Below are 24,615 nucleotides of genomic sequence, written 5' to 3'. Positions count from 1 at the left end.
GATGGAAGAAGGGATAGAAGTTCACTATGCCAATGGTCAATAAAGGTATTTTCTATGGTTGGTATATGGTATTAAGCGGGTTTTTTATCATGTTTTCCGGTTTTTCAATCGTAAATTCATTGCACAGTCTGTTTTTTGTGCCCGTAACGGAAGAATTGAATTTAAGCAGAACTACTTTTAGTATCATATTATCAATAGGAGGCCTCGGCATGGCGTGCGGATCGCCGATTATGGGGAAATGGCTAATGAAAGGCAATATGAAAATGATTATGTCTCTTTGCATCATTTTAGCGGGGCTTGGATTCATGTCTTATTCATTTGCGCAATCCGCATGGTATTTCGGTTTTATAGCATTCTTCATCGGCGTATGTGTATCCGGATTTTCAAGTATACCGATTTCTATTTTATTGACCAATTGGTTTTATGAGAAAAAAGGTTTGGCAATGGGACTTGCTTTTGGCGGTTCAGGTATAGGGGCGGCAGTGCTCAGCCCCATCCTGTCCAGTCTTATATCGAATGCTGGTTGGAGAACAGCTTATTTGATTTCTGGAGCTTTGATAATCGTTATTGCCTTGCCTCTTGTTTTGGTTTTTGTGAAGAAATCACCAGCCGACAAGGGAATGGTTGCTCTTGGGTCTGAAAAAAACATCTCGGAAAGCCAATCGCCAAAAGATGTTCAAGGTGGCCTTACTTGGAATGAAGCTAAACGTTCAGGATTCTTTTGGCTGTTTGTATTCGGCGTCGTTTGCTTTTCACTTGTCTCAGGCGGTGTCCAAATGCATATTCCTGCTTATCTTGAGGATATCGGGCATCCAGCTTTATTTGCGGGAACCATTTTCGGATTGCTTTCACTTACTAATACGGTGGGCAAGCTTGTTCTGGGCAGTATTTTTGACCGCTACAGAACGATGGGAGGAATCTTGTTTGTGGCCATTGCCATGTCGATTGCCATGCTTTCACTTATGATGGCTGGTACTGCATTCTTTGCTTTTGTTTTTGCGGTGGCTTATGGTTTCAGTATTGTCATAGCCACTATAGGTCCTCCATTCATAACCGATGACTTATTCGGCAAAAGAGATTTTGGCACTATTTTTGGTGTTGTCCAGGTATTCTTTGTGGTTTCCGGGTCATTGGGAATTATTGTTTCAGGTATCATCTATGATGCGACAGAGAGTTATCTGGTTGCCTGGATTTTCTTTTTGGGTTTATTTTTGCTCAGTATGTTTTGCATTGCTTTAGCAGCTTTTTTCCGAAATAAAAGCAACAAACTCCCTATTGATGGGACCGTTCAAAAGATTCTTTAACAAAATAGGATTTCTTCTTTTCATGAAAGTATACCGCAAATATGATACAGTTAACAGCGAAGAAACGGAGTGTACGTAATGAAAGAAGAGCAATATGATGCGTTATTGGCTATCATGACCGAAGGCAATCAGCAAGGGTTCCATGAATCTTTCCATTATCACCGCTATGAACCGACTCCTTATAAGGGCTTAAAGCAATTGTTTGATTCTCTTGATTTGAACAAGAACGATACGATTGTCGATTTCGGTTGCGGGAAAGGGAGATTATCTTTTTTTGCCCACCATTTCTACCATATTAAAGCAGTAGGGGTTGAAATGGATGATGGCTTTTATAAGTGTGCAGAATTAAACAAAGAACATTATTTCCACGCCCATAACGGGAAAAAACAAGCAATCCAGTTTGTCCACTGTCTGGCGGAAGACTATGAGATAAGGCTTGAGGATACGGTTTTTTATTTCTTTAATCCTTTTTCAGTCCAGATCTTCATGAGGGTTGTGGATAGGATTCTGCAATCGGTGGAGCAACATTACCGGGATATTACCCTCATTCTTTATTATGGGTCTGATGACTACGTGTATTTCATGGAAAATCATAGCCTATTTGTTTTAAAAGAGGAGATTCCAATTCAAGGGCTATATGAGCACAATGATTACGAACGCTTTCTGGTATATAAATTGATGTATTGAATAAGCAAAACGCGGCCAACCGGATGGATTGCCGCGTTTTACTATTAAAACGACCTTTTGGTTATAGGGAAATCTACATGGAAATACATATAGAGTAATCCTGAGCGACATGCTGAATATACGATTGCATGTTCGAAATTTTAAAATGTGGGTATACTTTTCTTAAGATACATATAGATGTGCAAAGAAAAAGGGAGAGGGGAGAGTATATTAAAAATTTTTTCTATATAGTAAAATGAAAGTATGATTATGAAATGGAGTGATAAAGTATGAATTCTAGAATCATAAAGTGGCTGATTCCAATTGCTGTCTTGGCCGTTCTGGTCATTATTTTCTTCAGTTCCTACAATAGTTTTGTTACGAAGGAAGAAGAAGTGAATGCCAGCTGGGCCCAGGTGGAAAACCAACTACAGCGCCGGTCGGACTTAATCCCAAATTTAGTGGCTACTGTTAAGGGATATGCTTCACAGGAAAAAGAAATATTTACAGACATTGCAAACGCAAGGGCAAAATTAGGGGGAGCTTCAGGCCCGGAAGAGCAGGCAGCCGCCAATGACCAATTATCTGGTGCCCTAAATCGGCTGTTGGTAGTCGTTGAAAAGTATCCGGAACTAAAATCCAATCAGAATTTCCAATCACTGATGGATGAATTGAGCGGGACAGAAAACCGACTGGCTGTCGCCAGAAAAGATTATAACGACCTTGTCGCTTCTTATAATACTAAGGTAAAAAAATTCCCTGGTGTTTTGTTCGCAAGACTGGGCGGCTTTGAGGAAAAAGAATACTTTAAAGCAAGTGAAGGCAGTAACCAGCCGGTAAAAGTCGATTTCGGAACAACGGAGTAGGTGATTGGCGATGGGGTTTGCCATTAGACGGATCATCTATGTTTTCTCCATTTTCTTTTTTCTCATGTCAGGTCCTATCCAGGCTTCAGCTGCAGCTGAAGATGCCGTGCCTGCTCCAACAGGTTCTATATATGTGCAAGACCCGCATTCTTATCTTTCAGCTGCAGCTACGAATGAATTGATCAGGCAAGGAGAGGCCCTGTATGACCGGACATCCGCTCAGATTGGCTATCTATTGCTTAACAAAAATGATTTACAGGGTTATTCATTGGAGGAAGTAGCACTTGCTGCTTTTCGCCAATATGGTTTAGGAAGCGCTGAACGAAATAATGGAGTCCTCATCCTACTGGTAAAAGATGAAGAGACATCGGAATGGAAAAAGCGCATCGAGGTGGGATACGGATTGGAAGGCGCCATCCCGGATGCCAAAGCCGGCCGGCTGATCGACGAATATATTACGCCTGCACTCAACCGGGGCCATTATGATGAAGCGGTATTAAGTGTCAATGAACAACTGTCCACCATCATTATGGAAGAGTATAAAGGCGAAGGTGGGTCATCAAACAGCCAAGATGAGATGACAGGAGCAGATCTGTTCAAAGTAGGTGCCGGTGGGGCAGTTCTCCTGATTCTGATCATTTTCATATGGAGGAAAGCGACAAAAAATATGTCGTCTGAAGAAAAAGGCAATCTGTTAATCTTGCTTTTCCAAATTCTTATCCAATTGGTCGGACGGGGAGGAAATGGCGGAGGCAGAAATGATAAAGGAGGCGGAGGTTCTTCAGGAGGAGGGGGAGCCAGCCGTTGATTTGTGGAAGCATGCTGATTGATCGCATGCTTCTTTTTTTATTTCTGTGAATCGGTTTGTGCAGCTCGCTGGAGACAGTACACCATATACATGTCTAAAAGAAGCAGTTGCTGATATTACTTCCCAATATATTGGATATCACGCTTATTTTTCTCATTTAAATAATATATATATGAGAATAAATTCTTCTTTTTAATATTTTAAAAATAAATAAAATTATTGATAACCAGTAAGTGACAGAGGATTAATAGCAATAAAACATTAAATGAACGGGGAATAATAAATAAAGGCAAAAAAATATTCTTCACAATAATTATTTTAAAATAACTATTGACTTATTATTTAATGATAATTATTATAAAGAAAGGATAAATATAAATTAAAAGCTAGGAGGACATGCACGATGTCATTAATCAACAAACAAATCGAAGACTTTAAAGTACAAGCTTATCATGATGGAGAATTCAAAGAAGTTACATTGGATGATGTAAAAGGAAAATGGGCTGTATTCTTCTTTTATCCAGCTGATTTCTCATTCGTTTGCCCAACAGAGCTAGCTGATTTGCAAGATAACTACGAAAAGTTCAAAGAAATGGGCTGCGAAATCTACTCTGTATCTACAGATACTCACTTCACTCACAAAGGATGGGCGGATGCTACTGAAACAATCGGCAAAATCAAATATCCAATGCTTGCTGACCCTGCAAACGTTCTTTCACGCCAATTTGAAGTATTGATTCCTGAAGACGGCTTAGCGCTTCGCGGTACATTCATCGTGAACCCAGAAGGCCAAATTAAATCTTATGAAGTGAATGATCTTGGCATCGGCCGCAATGCGGAAGAATTAGTGCGTAAAGTACAAGCTGCCCAATTCGTTGCTGAGCATGGAGATAAAGTATGCCCGGCTAAATGGACACCAGGTGAAGAAACGCTTGAACCAAGCTTGGACCTTGTAGGAAAAATCTAAATCCCTTACACTAAACTCCCTCATAAATCGCAATTGGTGAATTGGAGAGAACCAACAACAAAAAATGAGGCACTTATCTATTTAAGTGCCTCATCCATTTTTTACTTAATTTTAACTACATTCATAATACAATATGGAGAGAGAATATGAAAAATGTTTATGATTTAATCATTATCGGTGCTGGGCCAGCAGGACTATCTGCAGGTGTCTATGCCGGCCGCGCAAAATTAAAAACAGCGATTGTTGAACGAGGCAATGCCGGTGGACAGGCAGCAACTACGTCTGAAATCGCCAACTATCCAGGAATCCGTAAAACATCCGGTCCCGCTTTGATTGAGGAAATGAGAAAGCAAAATGAAGATTTTGGCGTCGAATTCATCAAAACGGAAGTAACAGATGTAGACTTTTCTAAAGAAGTGAAGCAGATCAAAACCGTCAATGGCGATTTGTATGCCCGCTCGGTTATTATTGCAACAGGAGCCGCTCCTCGTAAACTTGGATTCCCAGGAGAGCAAGAGTTTACAGGAAGAGGTGTCGCGTATTGCTCAACATGTGACGGTGAATTCTTCCAAGGATTAGAAGTGTTTGTAATCGGAGCAGGATTTGCAGCTGCAGAAGAAGCGATGTATTTAACACGCTATGCGACAAAAGTGACCATCATTGCCCGTGAGCCTGAATTCACATGTGCTCCATCGATTGCTGATAAGGTTTTCGCCAATGAGAAAATCGAAGTGAAGTTCCACACAGAGCTGCTGGGCGTATACGGAGACGGGATGATCCAAAAAGCTCGTTTCATCAATAACGAGACAAAAGAGGAATGGGAATACGAAGCTAAAAAAGAAGACGGAACATTCGGTGTATTTGTATTCATCGGTTATCAACCGCGCACAGAATTATTTAAAGGGCATGTTGATATGGACCCAGCTGGATATATCCTTACCAATGATGATATGCAGACAAATGTAAAAGGCGTTTATGCAGCTGGAGACTTGCGTCCGAAATCATTGCGCCAAATCGTAACAGCGGTAGCGGATGGAGCAATCGCTGCTTCTGACGCCGGAAAATATGTGGCTGAGGAAAAAGAACGCTTAGGCATTAAAGATGAGCCTCAAGAAGAGAAACCTGCAAAACAGGAAGAAACAACCCAGAAATCATCCGGTAAATCCTCTTTGATTTCTGAGGCGATTGCCGGTCAGTTGAAAGGAATCTTCAATAAAATGGAGAACGATGTCACGCTGGTGACGATCGTGGATGAAAAGCTGCCAAAATCGATCGAACTGCGCAATTTCCTTCAGGATGTTGTAGAACTCGGTGATAAACTGCATCTGCAGATCTATAAAAAAGGCGAAAACAAAGAAATGGAAGCAAAAGTGAATGCCGATAAATACCCGATTGTCGCAATGTTGGACGCTAGCGGTAATTATAGCGGCGTAAAATATCACGGGGTACCGGGCGGACATGAGCTTAATTCCTTCATCCTTGCCATCTATAACTTGGCTGGTCCAGGCCAAGCATTGGATGCTGCTATTCTAAGCGAAATTAAACAGATCTCTAAAAAAGCGAATATTAAGGTAATGGTGTCTCTTGCATGCCATTATTGTCCTGATGTAGTGGTGGGGGCGCAACGGATTGCGATCGAAAATCCGAATGTGGAAGCTGAAATGGTGGATATCAGCCAATTCCCTGACATCAAAACAAAATATAAAGTAATGAGTGTACCGGCTATGATCATCAATGACAAAGAGGTTGTATTCGGTGCCAAAAAGATTGATGAAATTGCTTCTCTATTGAAATAAGAGACAAAAGGTGCCGGCTATTTGCCGGCATTTTTTTAGCTATTGTTTATTCACGGCAATTGAATGGTTATAAGCAGCGGTATAGGCATCCGCCAATGCTTTGATCGTCCGGTTCAATTCATCCATGGTATTATCGACACCGCCCAATTCGACGAGAATCGCTTTGTCCGATATGTTCTGATTATAGACTCCATTTCCTTCCAAGCGACTTTTCCCCAATACACCTCTGCTTAGTCCAGGGTATTTTTCCTCAAGCGCAGAATTGATTTTTTTTGTGAATTCCAGGTTTTTTTGATAGTCTTTATTCTCTTTTCCGATGATGAAATACAATCGTGCGTATGATTTCCCGTTAATGACTTTCGTTGTTAGTTTTTTGCGGGCTGCATCCCTGTGGACATCGATAAAATACTGCATTTTTGTATTTTGTGCTGATGCAGCCTTGACGATCTCACCAGAAATGTCATAGGAATGATAATAATTCATATTGCGTTCAACTAATTTTTTATTCACATCGGTCGTATCATGATACACTTTGAGTCCATTGGCGATTAATTGCTCCGCCAACAAGCTGCCTATCTTAACGACGTTGGCTCGTTGGTCTGAACTTGACGCTTTGTCCGGGTCGTTCGTCCCTTTTAAGAAAGGCAAAAAAGATTCTCGATTATGCGATTGATAGATAAAAATATCGCTCTCGGCCAGTGTATATGTTTTTTTGGCGGCAGGAGGAGCAGTGTCCGAAGTCGTTTTTACCTTTTCTTCCGCCACGGGGCTTTCATTTTTTTGCTCGGTCTCCGTCAAATGGGGTTCCACAGGAAGATTGGTGATATTGGTCCCCTCACCAGCAACAAGGATCTCTGTATCATAATCGGCTAAACCGGGAATTTGGTTGATCAAGTAAGAACGGGCATCAGTCGGTTTGACGTTTGCGGCCAGCGAGAAGAATAAATCGGTTAAATGCATCGCTGAGAAAGGATTGTTTTCTTCGGCAAAATAAAAATGGTTGGATGTTTGAAAAAAATAAGTAAACAGGTCTTTCCCTTGTACTTCATCTATCATTTTCTCGATGGTCCTTGAGCCATAAGAGTAATTTAGTATCAGCATATATAACACAATGCTAGCGGCAATTAGCGTAATAGTGAAGGAATTGATTATTTTTTTTCTGATTATGCTTATTCGTTCCATCGTTCATATTCACCTCTCTAATACAAGTTATGTGGCAATTAAGAGAGTATGACATATTCTTGCATTAGCAGAAGGGAAGGCAGAGGGGATTAATAGAAGCTTTCATAGAGATACATATGTAAAATGGGCATAATCAAACAACTTTTTAATAGGAAAGCAGTGCTCCGGAAAGCGAAATGCCAAGCTGAAAATCCAACTGAAGGCTGTATGAAAAAAAGGATTTTCCGACACCCTGGTTTGCCTGCGCTATTCTTTTAAAAGGAGTGCTACTATGAAAAACGAAGATAGTTGATTCAGATTGCTATTGCGTTTTATCTTTTATACCTTTCAAGATATGAAGACCAATATCAAAGGGGGATGCATAAATGGCCAAAAGCTTGATAATGGCTGACCTTTACTTGGCGTTATAATCTTCTATTTACTATTGTGATTTTAATACATAAGAGATAAAATTTGTCTGTAAGCGCTTAAACACATAGGGGGAATCGATTATGGCAGGACTTATGGTAGGAAAAGCGGGACTCGTCACAGGCGCAGGTTCAGGAATCGGAAGGGCAAGCGCCATAGCTTTCGCCCGTGAAGGCGCACAAGTCATGGTGTCTGATATCAATGAAGAAAGCGGAGTGGCAACGGTTAAAATGATAGAAGATGCAGGCGGTACGGCTGCTTTTTTCCCGTGCAACGTAGCCAAAGAAGAAGAAATGGCTGCCCTTATTCAGGCGGCGGCCGATTCATTTGGAAAGTTGGATTTCGCCCATAACAATGCAGGGATCGGCTCCATGACTGCACCGATTGCAGAAACAGAAACCGATGATTGGGATAAATGCATTCAGATCAATTTATATGGCACCTATTACGCGCTAAAGCATCAGGTAAGAGAAATGCTTAAAAATGGCGGGGGAGCCATTGTGAATACCGCTTCCACTGCAGGATTGCAAGGGATGCCAAATCTAGCTGCCTATTCAGCGTCCAAATGGGGCATCAACGGCTTAACAAAAACAGTTGCGTTAGAATACGGCCAAAAGGGGATTCGTGTAAATTCCATTTGTCCGGGGATGACCTTGACTCCCGCCATTGAATATTGGTTTTCAACCGCACCTGAACAGGCTAAAGCCGTAGAAGCGTCCCTGCCTTCAGGGAAAATTGCCACCCCTGAAGATCAAGGGAATGCAGCTGTCTTTTTGTGTTCGGATTTTGCTAAGCAAATCAACGGGGTCACCCTTCCTGTTGATGGCGGCGGCGTAGCTGGTAAACTGGAAAAATAATAGTACAGGAAACGGGCGTTGACCAGGAGCCGTTTTGAAACATGTATTCGTTTTGATATTTAGTTTTACATATAATTAGAAAAAGTTCATTTGATTTCTCTAAAATATATATCAGGTTTATGTTTCGTTAGAGAGAAAAAATGGTATAAAAAACGGAAACAGCTATTTAGCTTGTTTCCGTTTTTTATATTGTGTTTATGACAAAAGGCTTAACGAAGCTTTTGCCACTTTATTTTTTTACTGGAAAGAGAGATTTCTTTAGAATAACCATAAATAAAATCAATCCAAGTGACAGTACGATATGGCTCAATCCTGCCATACCTGATATTGCTGCATCCAAGCCGTCCGATAAATCAAGGCTGCCCTTTATAACCATAATGCTGACATAGCCTCTGATCAGCATCATTAAAGTGGCCGTGATAACGCCGATATGGTATACGATAAAAAACAAATTGAATTGTTTATGTGCTGAGATATGAAAGATTCTTTCCATAATGATAAATAGTAAGAACATGATGAATCCCAATGTCATTAAATGGCCATGTACTTTGCCGAGTGACGTCGCTTCTGTGACATCATTAAATTTTGCTAGTTCTCTCCACAAGACTCCACTCACTAAAGCGGCAATTAAATAGGCCAACGCCGAGTAATATAGTTTCTTCACTATGTATCCCCCCAATTTGGTTCTTTCTGTCGATTGTATATATAAAGAATGCTTGATGAATATGAACAACTCATGAACAAAAGATTACATTTTAAGCAATATTGCTTTTAAAGCCACCTTATTAGTGGAAAGGAACAATAAATGTATAATCCACAATTGCAGAGAAATACTAATTGGCAGGCAACTTCATTTTTAAACGTTTAATTTCCATTAAGAGGAAACTTTAGACAAATAACAACTATTTTATGAATTTTAAGGGGTATTGCTTTATTATGCAAAAAAGTAGGGGTAAACTAATAAAGTTAAGAACTTTCGACGTGTTTTGATACATATCGACATATTTTTTGAATCGTGAGGGATATTATATGGTGTTTAAGTCAAAAAAAGATAAGTTTGCAGTTATGTTAAGCAATATATCTGTTAACTTGAAGGAAAGTGCTGATTTTTTTGTTGATTATAAGTTGAAAGACGTCAGCGATTTAAAAGTGTTTGCGGAAAAAATGAATGAATTTGAGCACAAAGGCGATTCTTTTATCCATGAAATTATCCAGGAATTGAATAAAGCATTTATCACTCCGATTGAGCGGGAAGATATTCTTCAGCTTTCTATGAGTATGGATGATGTACTTGATGGGCTGGAACAATGTTCAGCTCTTTTTGAGATGTATTCTATTATCAATGCGGATGAATATATGGTCAAAATGGTAGGCCATATCTGTGAAGCGGCACATGAAATAGATGTTGCGGTTAATCTGCTGACATCCACTAAAAAATTGCAGAGCATCAGTGAACATGCGATCAAAATCAAAGAGCTTGAATCAAAATGCGATGCCTTGCACCGTCAAAGCATGAAAAATCTCTTTGCCATCGAGACGGACCCAATCAGGGTTATCCAATATAAAGAAATATATGAGAATCTCGAAGAAATTGCTGATTTTTGTGAAGTAGTTGCGAACACACTTGAAACCATTATTATGAAAAATTCATAAGGGGGCTGAATCATGGACTCATTAATGCTCATAACGATTCTGATAGTTATCGGCGCTCTGACATTTGATTTTATCAATGGATTCCATGATTCTGCAAATGCCATTGCTACATCTATATCAACGAAGGCACTCTCTCCAAAGAGAGCGATCACGCTAGCGGTCATAATGAATTTTCTCGGGGCAATCTCATTTACGGGCGTTGCGCAAACAATTACAAAAAATATTGTAGATCCTTTTTCATTAGAAGATGGGTCAGCCGTCATCCTTTCAGCATTGATTGCCGGGATTTTATGGAACCTATTGACATGGTATATGGGGATACCCAGTTCTTCCTCGCATACGATCATTGGCAGTATAGCCGGGGCGGCTGCTGCGTCATCCGGTTTTCATGTTTTAAAGTGGGCCGGATTCATGACTATTATAGAAGCGCTTATATTGTCGCCAATCATTGCCTTTTGTCTGGGCTATCTTGTTTATAGCATTTTTAAGATTGTTTTTAAGAATAGAAATTTGCCTAAGACAAACCGCCGTTTTCGCCATATTCAGATTTTTACAGCAGCTCTGCAGTCTTTTACACATGGTACAAATGATGCCCAGAAGACGATGGGGATAATAACCATGGCTTTGATGGCAAATGGTTATATACATGAATCACAGATTCCTTTTTGGGTACAGGTGGCCTGTGCAATTGCCATGGGCTTGGGGACTTCGGTAGGCGGTTGGAAAATCATAAGAACGGTTGGCGGAAAAATCATGAAAATTCGACCGATCAATGGAGTAGCGGCCGATGTAACCGGAGCGGGCATTATCTTTGGCGCTTCTGCTCTCGGCTTGCCTGTTTCGACCACCCATGTGATTTCAACCTCTATAATGGGTGTAGGTGCAGCGCATAGAGTAAGGGGCGTCAATTGGGATACAGCCAAGCATATGGTTGTTACCTGGGTGATCACGCTGCCGCTGTCTGCTGCGTTGGCTGCGGTTATCTTTTATGTGCTTCGTTTGTTTTTATAGATATTCGTAGATTAGATAAAAAGGCTTCCAGTTTAAGGGAGCCTTTTTTGCGTGGAAATGGGGAAGAAGATAGATATTCCGGATATTTTGAATATAAAAAGATAGATTTAGACTTTAAATGAAAATTCGATTCGACCCGTACATATATCCTTTCAATCCACAAATAGAGAGAATATATGCATTTATTATTAAAATTGTAAAATTATTCATTCGAAATAGCGCTAAATATGATAGAATAAGACTATCGCGAACAATTTTCGACCTTTTTTGAATGATCAAAAAGGTACATTTAATGAAGAGGGGGACTTTTGTGAAAAAAGTAATGAGTTTATTTATTGTTGCTTCTATTATGTTCAGTTTCTTGCCCTTTCGAAGTTCTGCGGCGGCATCCGTAACAGGGAACGACATAGTGAAGCTGGCCAGCCAATATATCAGCGCGCCTTATAAATTTGGCGGGAACACGCCAGCTGGTTTTGACTGTTCGGGTTATTTACTGTATGTATTTAACCAGGTTGGCATTTCGTTGCCAAGAACTTCTGCCGATCAATACACGTCAGTCGGGTTAATGATTGATGACAAAGATTTGGCTCCTGGCGACTTGGTCTTTTTTTCTGATACATATAAGAAAGGCATTTCACATTCAGGCATTTACATAGGAGACCAAAAGTTTCTATCAGCCACTGATAGCGGAGTTGTTGTTTCCAGTATGACTAATTCCTATTGGAAGCCTAAATATGCTGGAGCTAAAAGAGTGGTAGGTTCTCAGGGAACGGCAATGAATTTCACCGATTTGGACAAAGGCCATTTCGCTTATAACGCTATAGCGGAGTTATCTAATAAAGGCATCATATCAGGCTTTGAAGACGGCACATTCAGACCGGCAGATTCTGTCACACGGGGACAAGCGGCGGCCATCATTAATCGTCAGTTGAAACATACCGCTTCTAGTACTTATTCATATAAAGATGTAAATACAAACAGTGTGTTTGCAAAGGATATTGCTGCAATGAAAGAACTGGGCATTATTAACGGCTTTGCCGATGGTACATACCGTCCGAACGAAACCATGACAAGAGCCCAAATGGCTGTGATCGTTAAAAATGCGTTCAAACTTAAACAGCCTGTTGCCTCCAGTTCTGATGCTGCGAATATATACAGCGATTTATCACCATCCTATTGGGCATTTGAAGCAATTGTCACAATGAATGTCATTGACTTGACTAAAGGTTTCAAAACGAATGTCTACCGCCCTTTGGATCATGCCACAAGAGCTGATTTCTCTGCAGCAGTCTATAATGGAATCAAAGCTAAATAGCCAAAAACTGATGGAGCTTGGGTAAATCAATCCTCGCTGCCCATCAGTTTTTTGTTTAACCATTTTTTGTTATTAAAAAGGGCCTAATTGCACAAAAAAAGAAAAGTGAATAATTAGGTCGGAAGTTTTAGTTTTTCTGTAAATGTGGGTATAGTATAAAAAGATTTGACTAAGGCAGAAATGCATCTTTAGACGCCAATATTCTCATACCAAAGAATGGAGTGGTTGACCATGAATATTAACGGAATGGCAAGAGGATATATGTCAGTTTTTCTGAACGAAGAAGATTTTTTGCATCATGTAGCTGTTACTGTTGAGCGCCAACTGAAAGAATGGGATCCAGCTTATGAGGTCTATGTGTTAAAACTGGAAAACTATCAGTTGACCGTAAAGAAAAAGGGGTTGTATTATTCAGCTTCTTTAACACCTGGGCAGTTAAAAAAACTACAGTCTGAAAGCGCGTATTCGCTTGATCGATATCTGTGGGCGGCTTTGCGGAACGAAGGGCTGGCAATCCAAAAAGGTTTTGGCAACTATATCGATTATGTCTTTCAATAGATCGGCCAGGAACGAGAGAAAGAGTTGATTCAACTAGGGGCATTAAAAGCAGATTTAGGAGCTCTAGACATATAGACCACTAAAGACCATCCAAACCTTTTGTATTCAAAAAAAATTATGTTCCAAATTATCAATAAGGTAATATTCATTAGATTTAACTGCTTTTAGAATCCTTTTATACTATTAATCATTCATTTTTGCAGGAGAATAATACCGTTAAAATTATCATCCAAAATCAGTTTTATCCCAACAGGAAAGGGGGATTACCTCTATTTTCTTCAGATACCTGGCACTGGTAATAAGATATGACGCTACAAACAGATGATAAGTTATGTTAAAATAATTTAGACAAGTATTATTTTTTGAAAAATATAGTTATCTATTTTTATTAAAAAAAGTCTATACAGATCGATTTTATGTCTATTTTATGCTGTTCAAAGAGGGGAGGCAAAAGGATCAACGTTTATGGCTGATCATATTTAGTTCAGATAGATAGGAATTGAATAGAAAAGAAGAGTGAAAAACCTTCAATCAGCTGGCAGACGATGTCTCAATTATTCAGGAGGAGAAAATCATGCTCAAATTCGAAAATGTTTCTAAGATCTACGCAGGCGGCAAAAGAGCTGTCGATCATATCAATTTAGATATTAAAAAAGGCGAGTTTGTTTGTTTTATAGGCCCGAGTGGGTGCGGAAAGACAACGACGATGAAAATGATTAACAGGTTGATTAAACCATCTGAAGGACAAATATTTGTTGACGGAAAAAATGTTATGGAAAGTAATGTCGTCGAATTACGCCGCTCAATCGGGTATGTAATTCAGCAAATTGGCCTATTCCCTCATATGACAATCCGTGAAAATATTGCATTAGTGCCTAAATTATTGAAATGGCCGCAATCAAAACGGAATGCGCGGGCGGAAGAATTGCTGAAACTTGTCAATATGCCTCCCGAATTTCTGGATCGATACCCACACGAACTCAGTGGCGGACAGCAACAAAGAATCGGTGTTCTTCGTGCTTTGGCTGCAGAGCCTCCCCTTATTTTAATGGATGAACCTTTTGGCGCTTTGGATCCTATCACAAGGGATTCCTTGCAAGCGGAGTTAAAAAATCTACAAAAAACACTTGGTAAAACAATCGTATTTGTCACGCATGATATGGATGAAGCAATCAAATTGGCAGACCGGATCGTCATCATGCGGGAAGGGAAAATAGTCCAGCAAGGCAGCCCTGATGATATCCTGCTGCATCCAGCCGATGAGTTCGTCGAGAATTTCATAGGCAAAGATCGATTGCTGCAAGCTCAGCAGTCCATCCAAACCGTTGGAGAAATCATGGTAAAAAATCCGGTCAGCTTCAAAACGACTGGCAAATTAGCCGATGCCATCCAACTGATGAGAAAACGGCGAGTCGATTCCTTATTGATTGTGGACGACAACAATGTATTAAAAGGACTGCTGAACGTAGAAGCCATCGAACGAGGCAAAGACCTAGACGCAGAGGTCTCAGCGTTGATGAATAAAGAATTCAAAACGGTTCATGAAGATACCCTTATTCGTGATGCTACCCGCAAATTCCTGACTCTCGGCCTGAAATATGTACCTGTTGTGGATGGTCAAAATCGTTTGGCCGGCCTGCTTACGCGGACAAATCTGGTCGACGTAATCTATGACTCGATCTGGGGACTGAAAGAACAGGCGGAAACAAGTCAAGAATTGCAGGAAACGAGATAAGGAGGCGGTATCATGAATGCTATATCAGATTTTTTTTCAAGCAACGGACAGGATTTATTGGTGAAAACCGGTGAACATCTTTTTATTTCATTTACTGCTTTGATTATAGGGATCATTGTAGCGGTTCCTATAGGCATTCTTTTGGCGCATTTGCCGAAAATCGCCGGGTTTGTGATCGGAATCGCGTCGGTTGTCCAGACATTTCCGAGTTTAGCTATTTTGGCATTTTTTATCCCATTGCTAGGCATCGGAAAAATCCCGGCGATTGTCGCTTTATTCTTTTATTCAATGCTTCCCATTTTGCGGAATACATACATAGGTGTAAAAGGTGTGAACCGAGATTTAATTGAAGCATCCCAAGCCATGGGCATGACAGGTACAGAAAGGGTGTTCAGCGTGGAACTGCCGCTTTCTATTCCGATCATAATGGCTGGTATCCGGCTGTCTGCCGTTTATTTAATCGGCTGGGCCACTCTTTCTTCCTTTATTGGCGGCGGCGGTTTGGGTGATTTCATTTTTGATGGTTTGAACTTATTCAGAACGGATTTGATCCTGGCTGGAGCCATACCGGTCACCCTTCTTGCCCTCGTGGTAGATTTATTGTTGACTCGTCTGGAAAATGCTGTGACACCAAAAGGAATCCGCAACCAAAGAGAAATGTACTAATGGAGGAGTGAAACAAATGTGGAAAAAAGGAAGAATGGCTGTACTATCGATCGTGGCGGCATTCACTTTAAGTGCATGTTCACTTCCCGGTCTTGGCTCGAATAGCGATGAATCGGTCCGTATAGCCACTTTAAATACATCTGAATCGCAAATTGTAGGGCAAATCATCAAAAAAATGATTGAACATGATACGGATTTGAAAGCAGAAATGATCCAAAACCTCGGCTCTTCCATTGTCCAACATCAAGCGTTGACTGAAGGACAGGTGGACATTACAGCGACACGCTATACAGGAACGGATTTATCCGGTGCGCTTGGTCTCGACCCGGTGAAAGATCCTAAGAAAGCAACACAAATCGTGCAAAAGGAATTCAAGGACCGCTTCGATCAAACATGGTATGACTCTTATGGGTTTGCAAATACATATGCCCTGACTGTCACACAGCAGTTGGCTGAAAAATACCATCTACAAAACGTTTCGGATCTAGAATCCATCGCCGGAAATTTGAAACTGGGTGTAGACAATGCTTGGCTGAACCGTAAGGGCGATGGCTATGATGGTTTCACTGAGGCGTATGATTTCCGTTTCGAAAAGGCTTTTCCCATGCAGCTTGGACTCGTGTATCAAGCAGTCAAAAGCGGAAAAATGGATGTTGTGCTGGCATATAGCACAGATGGACGACTGAAAGCATTCAATCTTAAAACCTTGGAAGATGACAAACAATTCTTCCCTCCATATAATTGTTCACCTGTCATTAATAATGACGTGTTGAAGGAACATCCGGAATTAGATAAAGTCCTAAGAAAATTGGTGGGCAAAATCGATAATGATACGATCACAGAACTGAATTACCAGTCAGATGTAAAGAAAAAAGAACCAGCCACTGTGGCGGAGGACTTTTTGAAGAAAAATAACTATTTTGAGTAAGATCGGGAGGTGCGGAATTTGGATACCATCCATGAATTATGGATCTACTATTTAGATAATGGCTCTTATGTACTGGAGCAATTTTTTAGACATTTTTTGATGTCGGCCTATGGGGTGCTGTTCGCTGCAATCATCGGCATACCGGTCGGCATATTGATAGCCAGATACCGGAAATTGAGCACCTGGGTATTGTCGTTGGCTAATATTATCCAGACGATTCCTGCTTTGGCGTTGCTGGCGGTACTAATGCTGGCCATGGGGCTCGGGGCAAATACAGTTATTGCCTCCGTCTTTCTATACTCGTTGCTGCCGATTATCAAGAATACGTATACGGGCATCAGAAGCGTTGAAAAACCGGTGCTTGAGTCAGGAACATCCATGGGAATGACGACATGGCAGCTTTTATATATGGTCGAGCTGCCTTTGGCTTTAAGTGTAATCATGGCTGGTTTGCGCAACGCACTTGTTGTGGCTATTGGCGTCGCAACCATTGGAGCATTCATTGGCGGTGGGGGCCTTGGCGATATCATTATCCGGGGCACAAACGTCACGGACGGTGCAGCCATTATACTTGCCGGTGCCATACCGACTGCGTTGATGGCTGTCATTGCCGATGTATTGATGGGATGGCTAGAAAAAAGGCTTTCACCTGCAAATAACAAGAAAAAGAAAATAGATTTGGAAATACAAATTTAAAAAATACAGGAGAAGCAATTGTTTCTCCTGTATTTTTTTGCGGGTAAGACAAAAAGAAGGATGGTTTCCATTTGTCCAGAATGCATGTTAAAATAGACAGGATAATTGAATCCGTTAAGGAAAGGTCTATAATCTAGGCATGTACCTTCTTTAATAAGTGCAGGTCCGGTCAGAGAGACTTTTTTCTAGCGTGCTTCTTATCTCACTATACATGGTACATACATGACCAATACATAGAGTTCATGTGCAAATAAGAAAGGAAGATGATAATGTCTAAAACAGTAGGAACAATTACAATGGAAAACGGTGGAGTCATTCGCATAGAATTTTTCCCGAATGAAGCTCCTGGCACAGTGGCAAACTTCAAAGAACTTGCAGATAAAGGTTTTTATAACGGATTGACATTCCACCGTGTAATTCCTGGGTTTGTTGCGCAAGGCGGATGCCCGCAAGGAACTGGAGTCGGCGGCCCTGGCTACACAATCAAATGTGAAACTGCCGGAAACCCACATAAGCACGTAGCGGGTGCCCTATCAATGGCACACGCAGGAAAAGACACTGGCGGAAGCCAATTCTTCATCGTGCACGAACCACAACCACACTTGGATGGCGTCCATACTGTATTCGGACAAGTAAACCCTGAAGACATGGACACCGTTTTATACATCAGACCAGGCGATGTAATGAAAGAAGTTAAGGTCTGGGAAGAATAAGCCGGTTGTATGGATAAAAGGGAGCGGAATTTGCTATTCCGCTCCCTTTTTAATAGTGGATGAAAGTCTAAGTTTTAAGAGAAGATTGAACTTGGTTCATTTGGGTAAAGCAGTCCTTGAAGCGAACGGCTTTTTTGGATAGATGCCGTTCTTTGAGCCATATAATGGCTGATTGGGATTCGATGGAAAAATCAGTGACTTCAATCATCTTCAATCCATCCAAAGCAAATGATAAAAGGGTGGATCTCGGCAATATGGCAACGCCTATTCCTGCTTTTACTAATGACAATAACATAGCCGCGTCTGAACATTGGCAGACGATGTTTGGTTCAAGGCCATGCCTCTTCCATTCATTTAGGACCAGTTCATATAATCCTACTCCCCTGACCCTGTGCAACAGCATAAGAGGAAGGCATTTGATTTCGGCTATTTGGACAGGGCTTCCTAATCCTGTATCAGAAGAGGCAACCAGAACAAAATCATCAGTGAGTAAGGGAAGGTGGAAAAAGTCATTCAAATCAAGGGGCAGGCGGACAATAGCAAGCTCGATATCCCTATTTCTTAAGTGGTTGGCTAATTGATACGAATCCCCTTCATATAGGCGGAAGGTTACCTCCGGGTATGTTTCTCTGAATAATCTGATTTTTTCAGGGATATAGGCAAAGCATGTCTTTACAGACCCGATTTCAAGCTGTCCTCTAATTCCGTCCCCGATTTCTTTTATTTCTGCTTGTATGGCTTCTATTTTTTCCAGCACTTCTCGGGCTCTTGTATACAACACTTTTCCCGCTTCAGTCAATTCGATGCTGTGTTTTTTTCTTTCAAGCAGTTTGATTTCCAGTTCTTCTTCAAGCATTTTGAGCTGCTGGCTTAGGGGTGGCTGCGCCATATGCAGCTTTTTTGCCGCTCTGGAAATCTGCCCTTCTTCAACAATGGCCGCGAAATAACGAAGCTTTTTTACATCCAAGCAAGATCCTCCTTTTAAAATATATAATTTTTATACTATTTTTTAATTTAATACATATTTTCCATATATTATATTACATGTTACCTTAAAATTGTATCCGCTTACAGAATAAATCCATTATTCCATTGGGAAAGGAGTGGCAGTAAATGGCGGCAAAAACAGGCCAACAATATATTGAAAGAGTCAATCAAGCAAAAGCGAACGTTTGGATAGACGGGGAAAAAGTGAAAGGGAATATTTCAGAGCATCCAGCATTCAGCGGTGTTATGAAATCACAGGCTGAATTGTATGATATGCAACATGATCCAGATAAAAAGGAGTATATGACATATATCTCGCCAACTACCGGTGATCGTGTCGGAACTTCCTTCATTCAACCCAAAACAAATGAGGACTTGCAGAAACGCCGGAAAATGATGCAGGAGTGGGCCAAGTATAATGGAGGAATGATGGGGCGTTCCCCTGATTATATTAACGCCGGGATGATGGCCTACGGTTCCGCTGCGGAGATGTTCGGAAGCCAAGATCCGCGCTTTGCGGAAAATATGCGCAATTACTACGAATACTGCCGGGAAAACGATCTTTCTCTGACGCATACGCTGATTCAGCCCCAGGTGAACAGGGGAGTGAGCGCCTCCCAGCTTTCGGATCCATACATTGCAGCCCGCATCAAGGGCCAGACAGACGAGGGTTTAGTGATCAAAGGGGCAAGGCTGCTGGCCACACAAGGAGGAATCACAGATGAAATAATGGTATTTCCTTCAACATTACTGAAACAGGGTGAAGAAGAAAATCCGTATGCCTATGCTTTTTCCATCCCTAACAATACACCGGGGCTGAAATTCATTTGCCGTGAATCCTTTGACTACGGCAAATCCAATTGGGACCACCCGCTAGGATCCCGATTTGAAGAAATGGACACAATCGTTGTATTCGATGATGTTGTAGTGCCTTGGGAACGCGTTTTTGCCCATGGGGATGTCTCTGTGTGCAACCGCGCCTATAATGAAAGCAACGCGGTTGTCCATATGACCCACCAGGTGATTTCGAAAAATGTAGCGAAAACAGAATTCATACTTGGCATTCTCCAATTAATGGCAGAGACAATCAATATCGGCCAATATCAGCATATCCAGGAGAAAATATCGGAAGTCATCATTGCTCTAGAAACGATGAAGGCTTTTGTCACCGCGTCGGAAGCGAATGCGGCATTAGACAAATGGGGCATCATGACACCAGAATTCGCACCGCTTAATGTGGCAAGAAATTATTTTCCGAAAATCTATCCGCGTTTTACTGAAATCATGCAGCTGATGGGCGCCAGCGGATTGATGGCCATTCCTTCTGAAGCTGATTTTCATTCGGATATCCGGCCAGATCTGGATAAATACTTGCAGTCTGCTACCGGGGATGCCTATAACCGTGTGAAATTGTACCGCTTGGCATGGGATGTTTGTGTCAGCACATTTGGTTCTCGCCAGACTTTATATGAACGTTTTTTCTTTGGCGATCCAATCAGAATGGCTAGCGCTTTGTATAATGGCTATGATAAGCAGCCTTACGTCGACAGAGTCAAGGAGTTTTTAGAGCGGTCTGAACAGCTGGCACAGACAATAAATACAAATTTTTCCTAATAATTGTTATCGTATATGAAATCCAGGAAAATAAAACCAAATCAATAAATAAGAAGGACATCTGTTTTTACAATCGTCCCGAAACGTGCTGCCCAGTCTTTTCAGGAACATGGCGAAATAATCACTCTTTTAAAAGAGAAAGCTTCTTTTGAGACAATCGAAGTTGCGGTCAGAAAGCATAAGATGAACACAATCGCTTACTTCAAACAGCGCAGCGCAAAAAACATCGATAAGCCTATATATGGCAGGAAGTTTTGTTTGCAATCAGGAAAAAGCTGCTTTTTTCTTATCAATAATCTGAATATACAAAATATTATGTAAAGGTGGTCTTTCATTTGTATGAAGAAATCAAAAAGCGGTTGCGAGGGTCCATCGCCCCTATTATAACCCCTTTTGACAATCAGTTAGAGGTGGATGTAGAGGCACTTAAAGGATTGGTGAATTGGCATATCGAAAGCGGTTCACATGGCATTTCAGTTTGTGGGACTACGGGCGAGCCTAGTTCTCTGACAATCGCAGAACGTGAGCTGGTTATGGAAACAGCCATCAACACGGCAAACGGAAGGGTGCCGGTAGCGCCAGGCACTGGATCAGCGAACCAAAAAGAAACACTGCATCTGACTAAACGGGCGCAAGAAATGGGAGCGGATGCCGCGTTGGTGATTGTCCCCTATTATAATAGGCCCAACCAACAGGCATTGTATAACCACTTCAAAACGGTCGCAGATTCTGTTGATATTCCCATTATTGTGTACAACATACCGGGAAGAACAGGGGTCAACCTGGAAGTCCAAACATTGGCCCGATTGGCGGAGGATTGTCACAATATCATCGGAGTCAAGGAATCAAATAAAGACTTTGAGCATGTGAACCGTGTGTTGCTGAATTGTGGAAGGGACTTTTTGCTCTATTCCGGCATTGAATTGCTCTGTTACCCAATGTTGGCAATCGGCGGTGCCGGGCATATAAGCGCGACAGCTTGTGTGGCCCCTAAAGAAGTGGCGGATCTTTATAATTATTGGAAAGAAGGAGACTTGGAAAAAGCACTGGACCTTCATTATAAATTAATGCCTTTGAATGATGTGCTGTTCAAGGAAACAAACCCAGGGCCATTAAAGACAGCAATGGGATTGATCGGTAAAGCTAATCCAGCCTTAAGGCCTCCGCTTGGCCAGCCTTCCGACACATTAATAGATGAAATCCGCCAGACATTAGATAAATATGGATTGATTAAGACATTAAATAGGTAAACTGGCAAAAGCCCATATAAGCGGGAGAAAACCCAAGAAGTGAGTTTTCTCCCCGATTTATATATTAAGATCGCAAGAATGGAGGAAAAAGCATGAAAACATACCCAGTCACCGATATCCAGCATTATATCAACGGCGAGTTTACAGATGGGGTTGCTGGCAAATCTTTTCAAAATATCAATCCTTTTAATAATCAGCCAATTAATGCCGTTGCAGAAGGGTTTAAAGAAGATATTGACCTTGCTGTCGCCGCTGCAAGAGAAGCTTTCGACCATGGCCCGTGGAAACATATGACGGTACAGAAAAGGTTGAGCTACTTGGTGAAAATCGCTGATTTGATTGAAGAAAATGCTGAAGAGATTTCGTACTTGGAATCATTGGATACAGGATTGCCCATCAGCCAGACAAAAAAACAGGCCGCCCGTGCTGCAGAAAATTTCCGCTTTTACGCGGAAATGGTCAAAAGCAGATTGGTGGGAGAAGCCTATCAAGTGGATGATACATTTATCAATTACACGGTCCATAAGCCTGTCGGGGTAGCTGGATTAATCACTCCCTGGAATGCGCCGTTTATGCTGGAAACATGGAAGGTTGCTCCCGCTTTGGCGACCGGAAATACATGTGTGCTAAAACCCGCCGAGTGGTCTCCATTGACGGCCAATAAGCTGGCCCAGATCATTGATCAATCGGGTTTGCCAAAGGGAGTTTTTAATGTCGTCCATGGTTTTGGAGAAACAGCAGGCGCGTCACTTGTTGCCCATCCAGATGTACAGCTGATTTCCTTCACGGGCGAAACCACCACTGGATCGGAAATCATTAAAAATGGCGCCGATACACTGAAGCGAGTGTCAATGGAATTAGGAGGAAAATCGCCGGCTATTATATTTGAAGATGCCGATTTGGAAAAGGCGCTTGATTCGATCATATGGGGGATCTATTCCTTTAATGGCGAAAGATGTACGTCTAATTCCAGATTATTTGTTCATGAATCCATAAAAGATCAATTTATCGAGTCCCTAAAAGAGCGTGTTCAAAACATTTTGGTGGGAGACCCAATGGATGCAGAAACAGAAGTTGGGCCGCTTATCCATCGGCAACATTTTGGAAATGTGTCAAGGTATTTGAAAATAGCCGAAAAAGAAGGTGCCACAATTGTGAGCGGCAGCATACCTCCTGAATTCAAGGAAGGCAATTATATTGCTCCTACACTTCTGTTGGATTGCACGAACGATATGACCGTGGCACAAGAAGAAATTTTCGGGCCAGTTATGGCAGTGATTCCTTTCAGTAGCGAAGAAGAAGTCTTAAGAATGGCAAATGACATCAAATATGGCCTTGCCGCCTTTATATGGACCAATGACATGAAGCGTGGCCACCGGTTGGCACAGTCGGTCGACAGCGGCATGGTTTGGGTCAACTCCCAGAATGTCCGTGACCTCAGAATCCCTTTCGGCGGATCTAAATCCAGCGGAGTCGGACGGGAGGGGGGACATTACAGTTTCGATTTCTATACGGAAACACAAGTAATCCATGTAGCGATTGGCGACCACCATATCCCTAAATTTGGAGTGAAAAAACATCTTTCGGCAAACGGGATTGAAAAATAACAAGAACTTTTCGAAGTATGAAAGGGGCAATTGAAATGGCGTTTTCAATTATAAGGGTAGCCCGTACAGTCCTAAACGTGACAGATTTGGATCGCTCCCGGAAATATTATGTCGATGCTTTAGGGTTTATTGAGACGGAAAGAACGGAAAGCCATATTTATCTGCGCGGGCTGGAAGAAGCGCACCATCATAGCCTTGTGCTGCAAAAAGCGGCGGAGCCTAGTGTGGAAGCGATAAGCTACAAAGTTGTATGTGATTCTGATTTGGATGAGTTGGAAGCCCTGTTCAAATCCAAGGGCCTCCAAACAAAGTGGATGCAGGAAGGCAGCCAACATGCTTTGGGAAGAGCATTGCGAGTCCAGGATATTTCCGGCTTGCCGGTTGAGTTTTTTTGCAAAATGGACCAAGTCGAACGGATGTTGCAGCGTTACGACCAATATCGGGGATCAAGAGTCCAGCGCATCGACCATGTGAACTGTGCAGTGGCAGATGTGCAGAAAGCCTATGATTTTTATGTGGATGAATTAGGATTTCTGTGTTCTGAAGATACAATAGATGAAAACGGCCAGTTATGGGCGAGCTGGCTGCACAGAAAGCCAGGCGTACATGACCAGGCTTTCATGAATGGGGTAGGCCCGCGTCTTCACCATGTCGGTTTCTGGCTCCCCGATCCATTGGCACTTATCCATACATGTGATGTATTAGCCTCACTCGGTTATGCTTCGACAATAGAACGAGGACCTGGCCGTCATGGATTGTCCAATGCATTCTTTTTATACCTAAGAGATCCGGATGGGCACCGCATCGAATTGTATAACGGCGATTATCTCACTTCAGATCCTGATGTAGGCCCGCTTCATTGGGATCTTAATGATCCGAGGCGCCAAACGTTTTGGGGTGCCAAAGCGCCTGATTCCTGGTTCGATGAAGCCTCCGCGGTCTTGGATATTTTTACGGGGGAAGAAATAGCTGCGAAAGAGCCGCTGCTCGAAAAAAAGAAGCCGGAGTTTATCATTTGATTTTTGTGC

At 41.7% G+C, this 24,615-nt stretch carries 23 protein-coding genes; 20 read left to right on the top strand and 3 right to left on the bottom strand.

Translation table 11 applies throughout. The features are described 5' to 3' along the window. The first annotated feature begins 26 nt into the window (after positions 1 to 26). The 6 genes from BN1765_RS11085 (at position 27) to BN1765_RS11060 (ending at position 6,407) form a co-directional block, all read left to right on the top strand. Entirely contained in the window at positions 27 to 1,304 is a 1,278-nt protein-coding gene (locus BN1765_RS11085; RefSeq protein ID WP_075050802.1) for an MFS transporter, read from the top strand. Between the two features lie 78 nt (positions 1,305 to 1,382). Further along, positions 1,383 to 1,991 carry a class I SAM-dependent methyltransferase gene (locus BN1765_RS11080; protein WP_050615189.1) on the top strand — a complete coding sequence of 203 codons (609 nt, stop codon included), beginning with the start codon at positions 1,383 to 1,385 and terminating at the stop codon, positions 1,989 to 1,991. 269 nt (positions 1,992 to 2,260) lie between these two features. Then, positions 2,261 to 2,836: a LemA family protein gene (locus tag BN1765_RS11075; protein ID WP_050615188.1), complete on the top strand. Its 576-nt coding sequence runs from the start codon at positions 2,261 to 2,263 to the stop codon at positions 2,834 to 2,836. Between the two features lie 10 nt (positions 2,837 to 2,846). Further along, positions 2,847 to 3,644, top strand: coding sequence for a TPM domain-containing protein (locus BN1765_RS11070; protein WP_082195453.1), 798 nt, complete (start codon positions 2,847 to 2,849; stop codon positions 3,642 to 3,644). A 403-nt stretch (positions 3,645 to 4,047) separates the two neighbouring features. Then, entirely contained in the window at positions 4,048 to 4,611 is a 564-nt protein-coding gene (gene ahpC, locus BN1765_RS11065; protein WP_050615187.1) for an alkyl hydroperoxide reductase subunit C, read from the top strand. 146 nt (positions 4,612 to 4,757) lie between these two features. Next, complete coding sequence (locus BN1765_RS11060; RefSeq protein ID WP_050615186.1) at positions 4,758 to 6,407, top strand: FAD-dependent oxidoreductase; 1,650 nt, start codon at positions 4,758 to 4,760, stop codon at positions 6,405 to 6,407. Positions 6,408 to 6,446: 39 nt separating this feature from the next. Here BN1765_RS11060 and spoIIP read toward each other — a convergent pair whose 3' ends face one another. After that, on the bottom strand, positions 6,447 to 7,589 hold the full coding sequence (spoIIP, locus tag BN1765_RS11055; protein ID WP_069203020.1) for a stage II sporulation protein P: 1,143 nt from the start codon (positions 7,587 to 7,589) through the stop codon (positions 6,447 to 6,449). A 491-nt stretch (positions 7,590 to 8,080) separates the two neighbouring features. Here spoIIP and BN1765_RS11050 point away from each other — a divergent pair, with 491 nt between their 5' ends. Beyond that, positions 8,081 to 8,854 carry an SDR family NAD(P)-dependent oxidoreductase gene (locus tag BN1765_RS11050; protein ID WP_050615185.1) on the top strand — a complete coding sequence of 258 codons (774 nt, stop codon included), beginning with the start codon at positions 8,081 to 8,083 and terminating at the stop codon, positions 8,852 to 8,854. A 229-nt stretch (positions 8,855 to 9,083) separates the two neighbouring features. On the opposite strand, the gene BN1765_RS11045 is transcribed toward BN1765_RS11050, so the two are convergent. Then, complete coding sequence (locus tag BN1765_RS11045) at positions 9,084 to 9,518, bottom strand: DUF2871 domain-containing protein (protein ID WP_050615184.1); 435 nt, start codon at positions 9,516 to 9,518, stop codon at positions 9,084 to 9,086. Between the two features lie 365 nt (positions 9,519 to 9,883). Here BN1765_RS11045 and BN1765_RS11040 point away from each other — a divergent pair, with 365 nt between their 5' ends. The 9 genes from BN1765_RS11040 to BN1765_RS11000 all read left to right on the top strand — a co-directional run bounded on the left by BN1765_RS11040 (position 9,884) and on the right by BN1765_RS11000 (position 18,129). Then, a complete protein-coding gene (locus BN1765_RS11040; RefSeq protein WP_050615183.1) occupies positions 9,884 to 10,507 on the top strand; it encodes a DUF47 domain-containing protein in 624 nt (207 codons plus the stop codon). 12 nt (positions 10,508 to 10,519) lie between these two features. Further along, complete coding sequence (locus BN1765_RS11035; protein WP_050615182.1) at positions 10,520 to 11,518, top strand: inorganic phosphate transporter; 999 nt, start codon at positions 10,520 to 10,522, stop codon at positions 11,516 to 11,518. A 310-nt stretch (positions 11,519 to 11,828) separates the two neighbouring features. After that, complete coding sequence (locus tag BN1765_RS11030; protein ID WP_069203019.1) at positions 11,829 to 12,833, top strand: C40 family peptidase; 1,005 nt, start codon at positions 11,829 to 11,831, stop codon at positions 12,831 to 12,833. Between the two features lie 231 nt (positions 12,834 to 13,064). Beyond that, complete coding sequence (locus BN1765_RS11025; RefSeq protein ID WP_050615180.1) at positions 13,065 to 13,391, top strand: hypothetical protein; 327 nt, start codon at positions 13,065 to 13,067, stop codon at positions 13,389 to 13,391. Between the two features lie 574 nt (positions 13,392 to 13,965). Beyond that, a complete protein-coding gene (locus BN1765_RS11020) occupies positions 13,966 to 15,126 on the top strand; it encodes a betaine/proline/choline family ABC transporter ATP-binding protein (protein ID WP_050615179.1) in 1,161 nt (386 codons plus the stop codon). A gap of 12 nt (positions 15,127 to 15,138) precedes the next feature. Beyond that, positions 15,139 to 15,792 (top strand): ABC transporter permease, encoded by a 654-nt coding sequence (locus BN1765_RS11015; RefSeq protein ID WP_050615178.1) that lies wholly within the window; start codon positions 15,139 to 15,141, stop codon positions 15,790 to 15,792. 16 nt (positions 15,793 to 15,808) lie between these two features. Continuing rightward, positions 15,809 to 16,720: an osmoprotectant ABC transporter substrate-binding protein gene (locus BN1765_RS11010; RefSeq protein WP_050615177.1), complete on the top strand. Its 912-nt coding sequence runs from the start codon at positions 15,809 to 15,811 to the stop codon at positions 16,718 to 16,720. 18 nt (positions 16,721 to 16,738) lie between these two features. Then, entirely contained in the window at positions 16,739 to 17,416 is a 678-nt protein-coding gene (locus tag BN1765_RS11005) for an ABC transporter permease (protein ID WP_050615176.1), read from the top strand. A gap of 269 nt (positions 17,417 to 17,685) precedes the next feature. Then, positions 17,686 to 18,129 (top strand): peptidylprolyl isomerase, encoded by a 444-nt coding sequence (locus BN1765_RS11000; RefSeq protein WP_050615175.1) that lies wholly within the window; start codon positions 17,686 to 17,688, stop codon positions 18,127 to 18,129. A 67-nt stretch (positions 18,130 to 18,196) separates the two neighbouring features. Here BN1765_RS11000 and BN1765_RS10995 read toward each other — a convergent pair whose 3' ends face one another. After that, positions 18,197 to 19,096, bottom strand: a complete 900-nt coding sequence (locus BN1765_RS10995; RefSeq protein WP_050615174.1) for a LysR family transcriptional regulator — start codon at positions 19,094 to 19,096, stop codon at positions 18,197 to 18,199. 146 nt (positions 19,097 to 19,242) lie between these two features. Here BN1765_RS10995 and hpaB point away from each other — a divergent pair, with 146 nt between their 5' ends. The 4 genes from hpaB to hpaD all read left to right on the top strand — a co-directional run bounded on the left by hpaB (position 19,243) and on the right by hpaD (position 24,606). Further along, positions 19,243 to 20,730 (top strand): 4-hydroxyphenylacetate 3-monooxygenase, oxygenase component, encoded by a 1,488-nt coding sequence (gene hpaB, locus BN1765_RS10990; RefSeq protein ID WP_050615173.1) that lies wholly within the window; start codon positions 19,243 to 19,245, stop codon positions 20,728 to 20,730. A gap of 335 nt (positions 20,731 to 21,065) precedes the next feature. Next, positions 21,066 to 21,980 carry a 2,4-dihydroxyhept-2-ene-1,7-dioic acid aldolase gene (hpaI, locus tag BN1765_RS10985; protein WP_050615172.1) on the top strand — a complete coding sequence of 305 codons (915 nt, stop codon included), beginning with the start codon at positions 21,066 to 21,068 and terminating at the stop codon, positions 21,978 to 21,980. Between the two features lie 92 nt (positions 21,981 to 22,072). After that, positions 22,073 to 23,587, top strand: coding sequence for a 5-carboxymethyl-2-hydroxymuconate semialdehyde dehydrogenase (hpaE, locus tag BN1765_RS10980; protein ID WP_050615171.1), 1,515 nt, complete (start codon positions 22,073 to 22,075; stop codon positions 23,585 to 23,587). 35 nt (positions 23,588 to 23,622) lie between these two features. Then, positions 23,623 to 24,606, top strand: a complete 984-nt coding sequence (gene hpaD / locus BN1765_RS10975) for a 3,4-dihydroxyphenylacetate 2,3-dioxygenase (RefSeq protein ID WP_050615170.1) — start codon at positions 23,623 to 23,625, stop codon at positions 24,604 to 24,606. Positions 24,607 to 24,615 lie beyond the last annotated feature (9 nt).

The sequence above is a fragment of the Bacillus testis genome (genome assembly GCF_001243895.1).
GTDB classification, from domain to species: domain Bacteria; phylum Bacillota; class Bacilli; order Bacillales; family DSM-1321; genus Bacillus_AD; species Bacillus_AD testis.
This window is presented reverse-complemented; position numbering and strand designations above follow the sequence as displayed.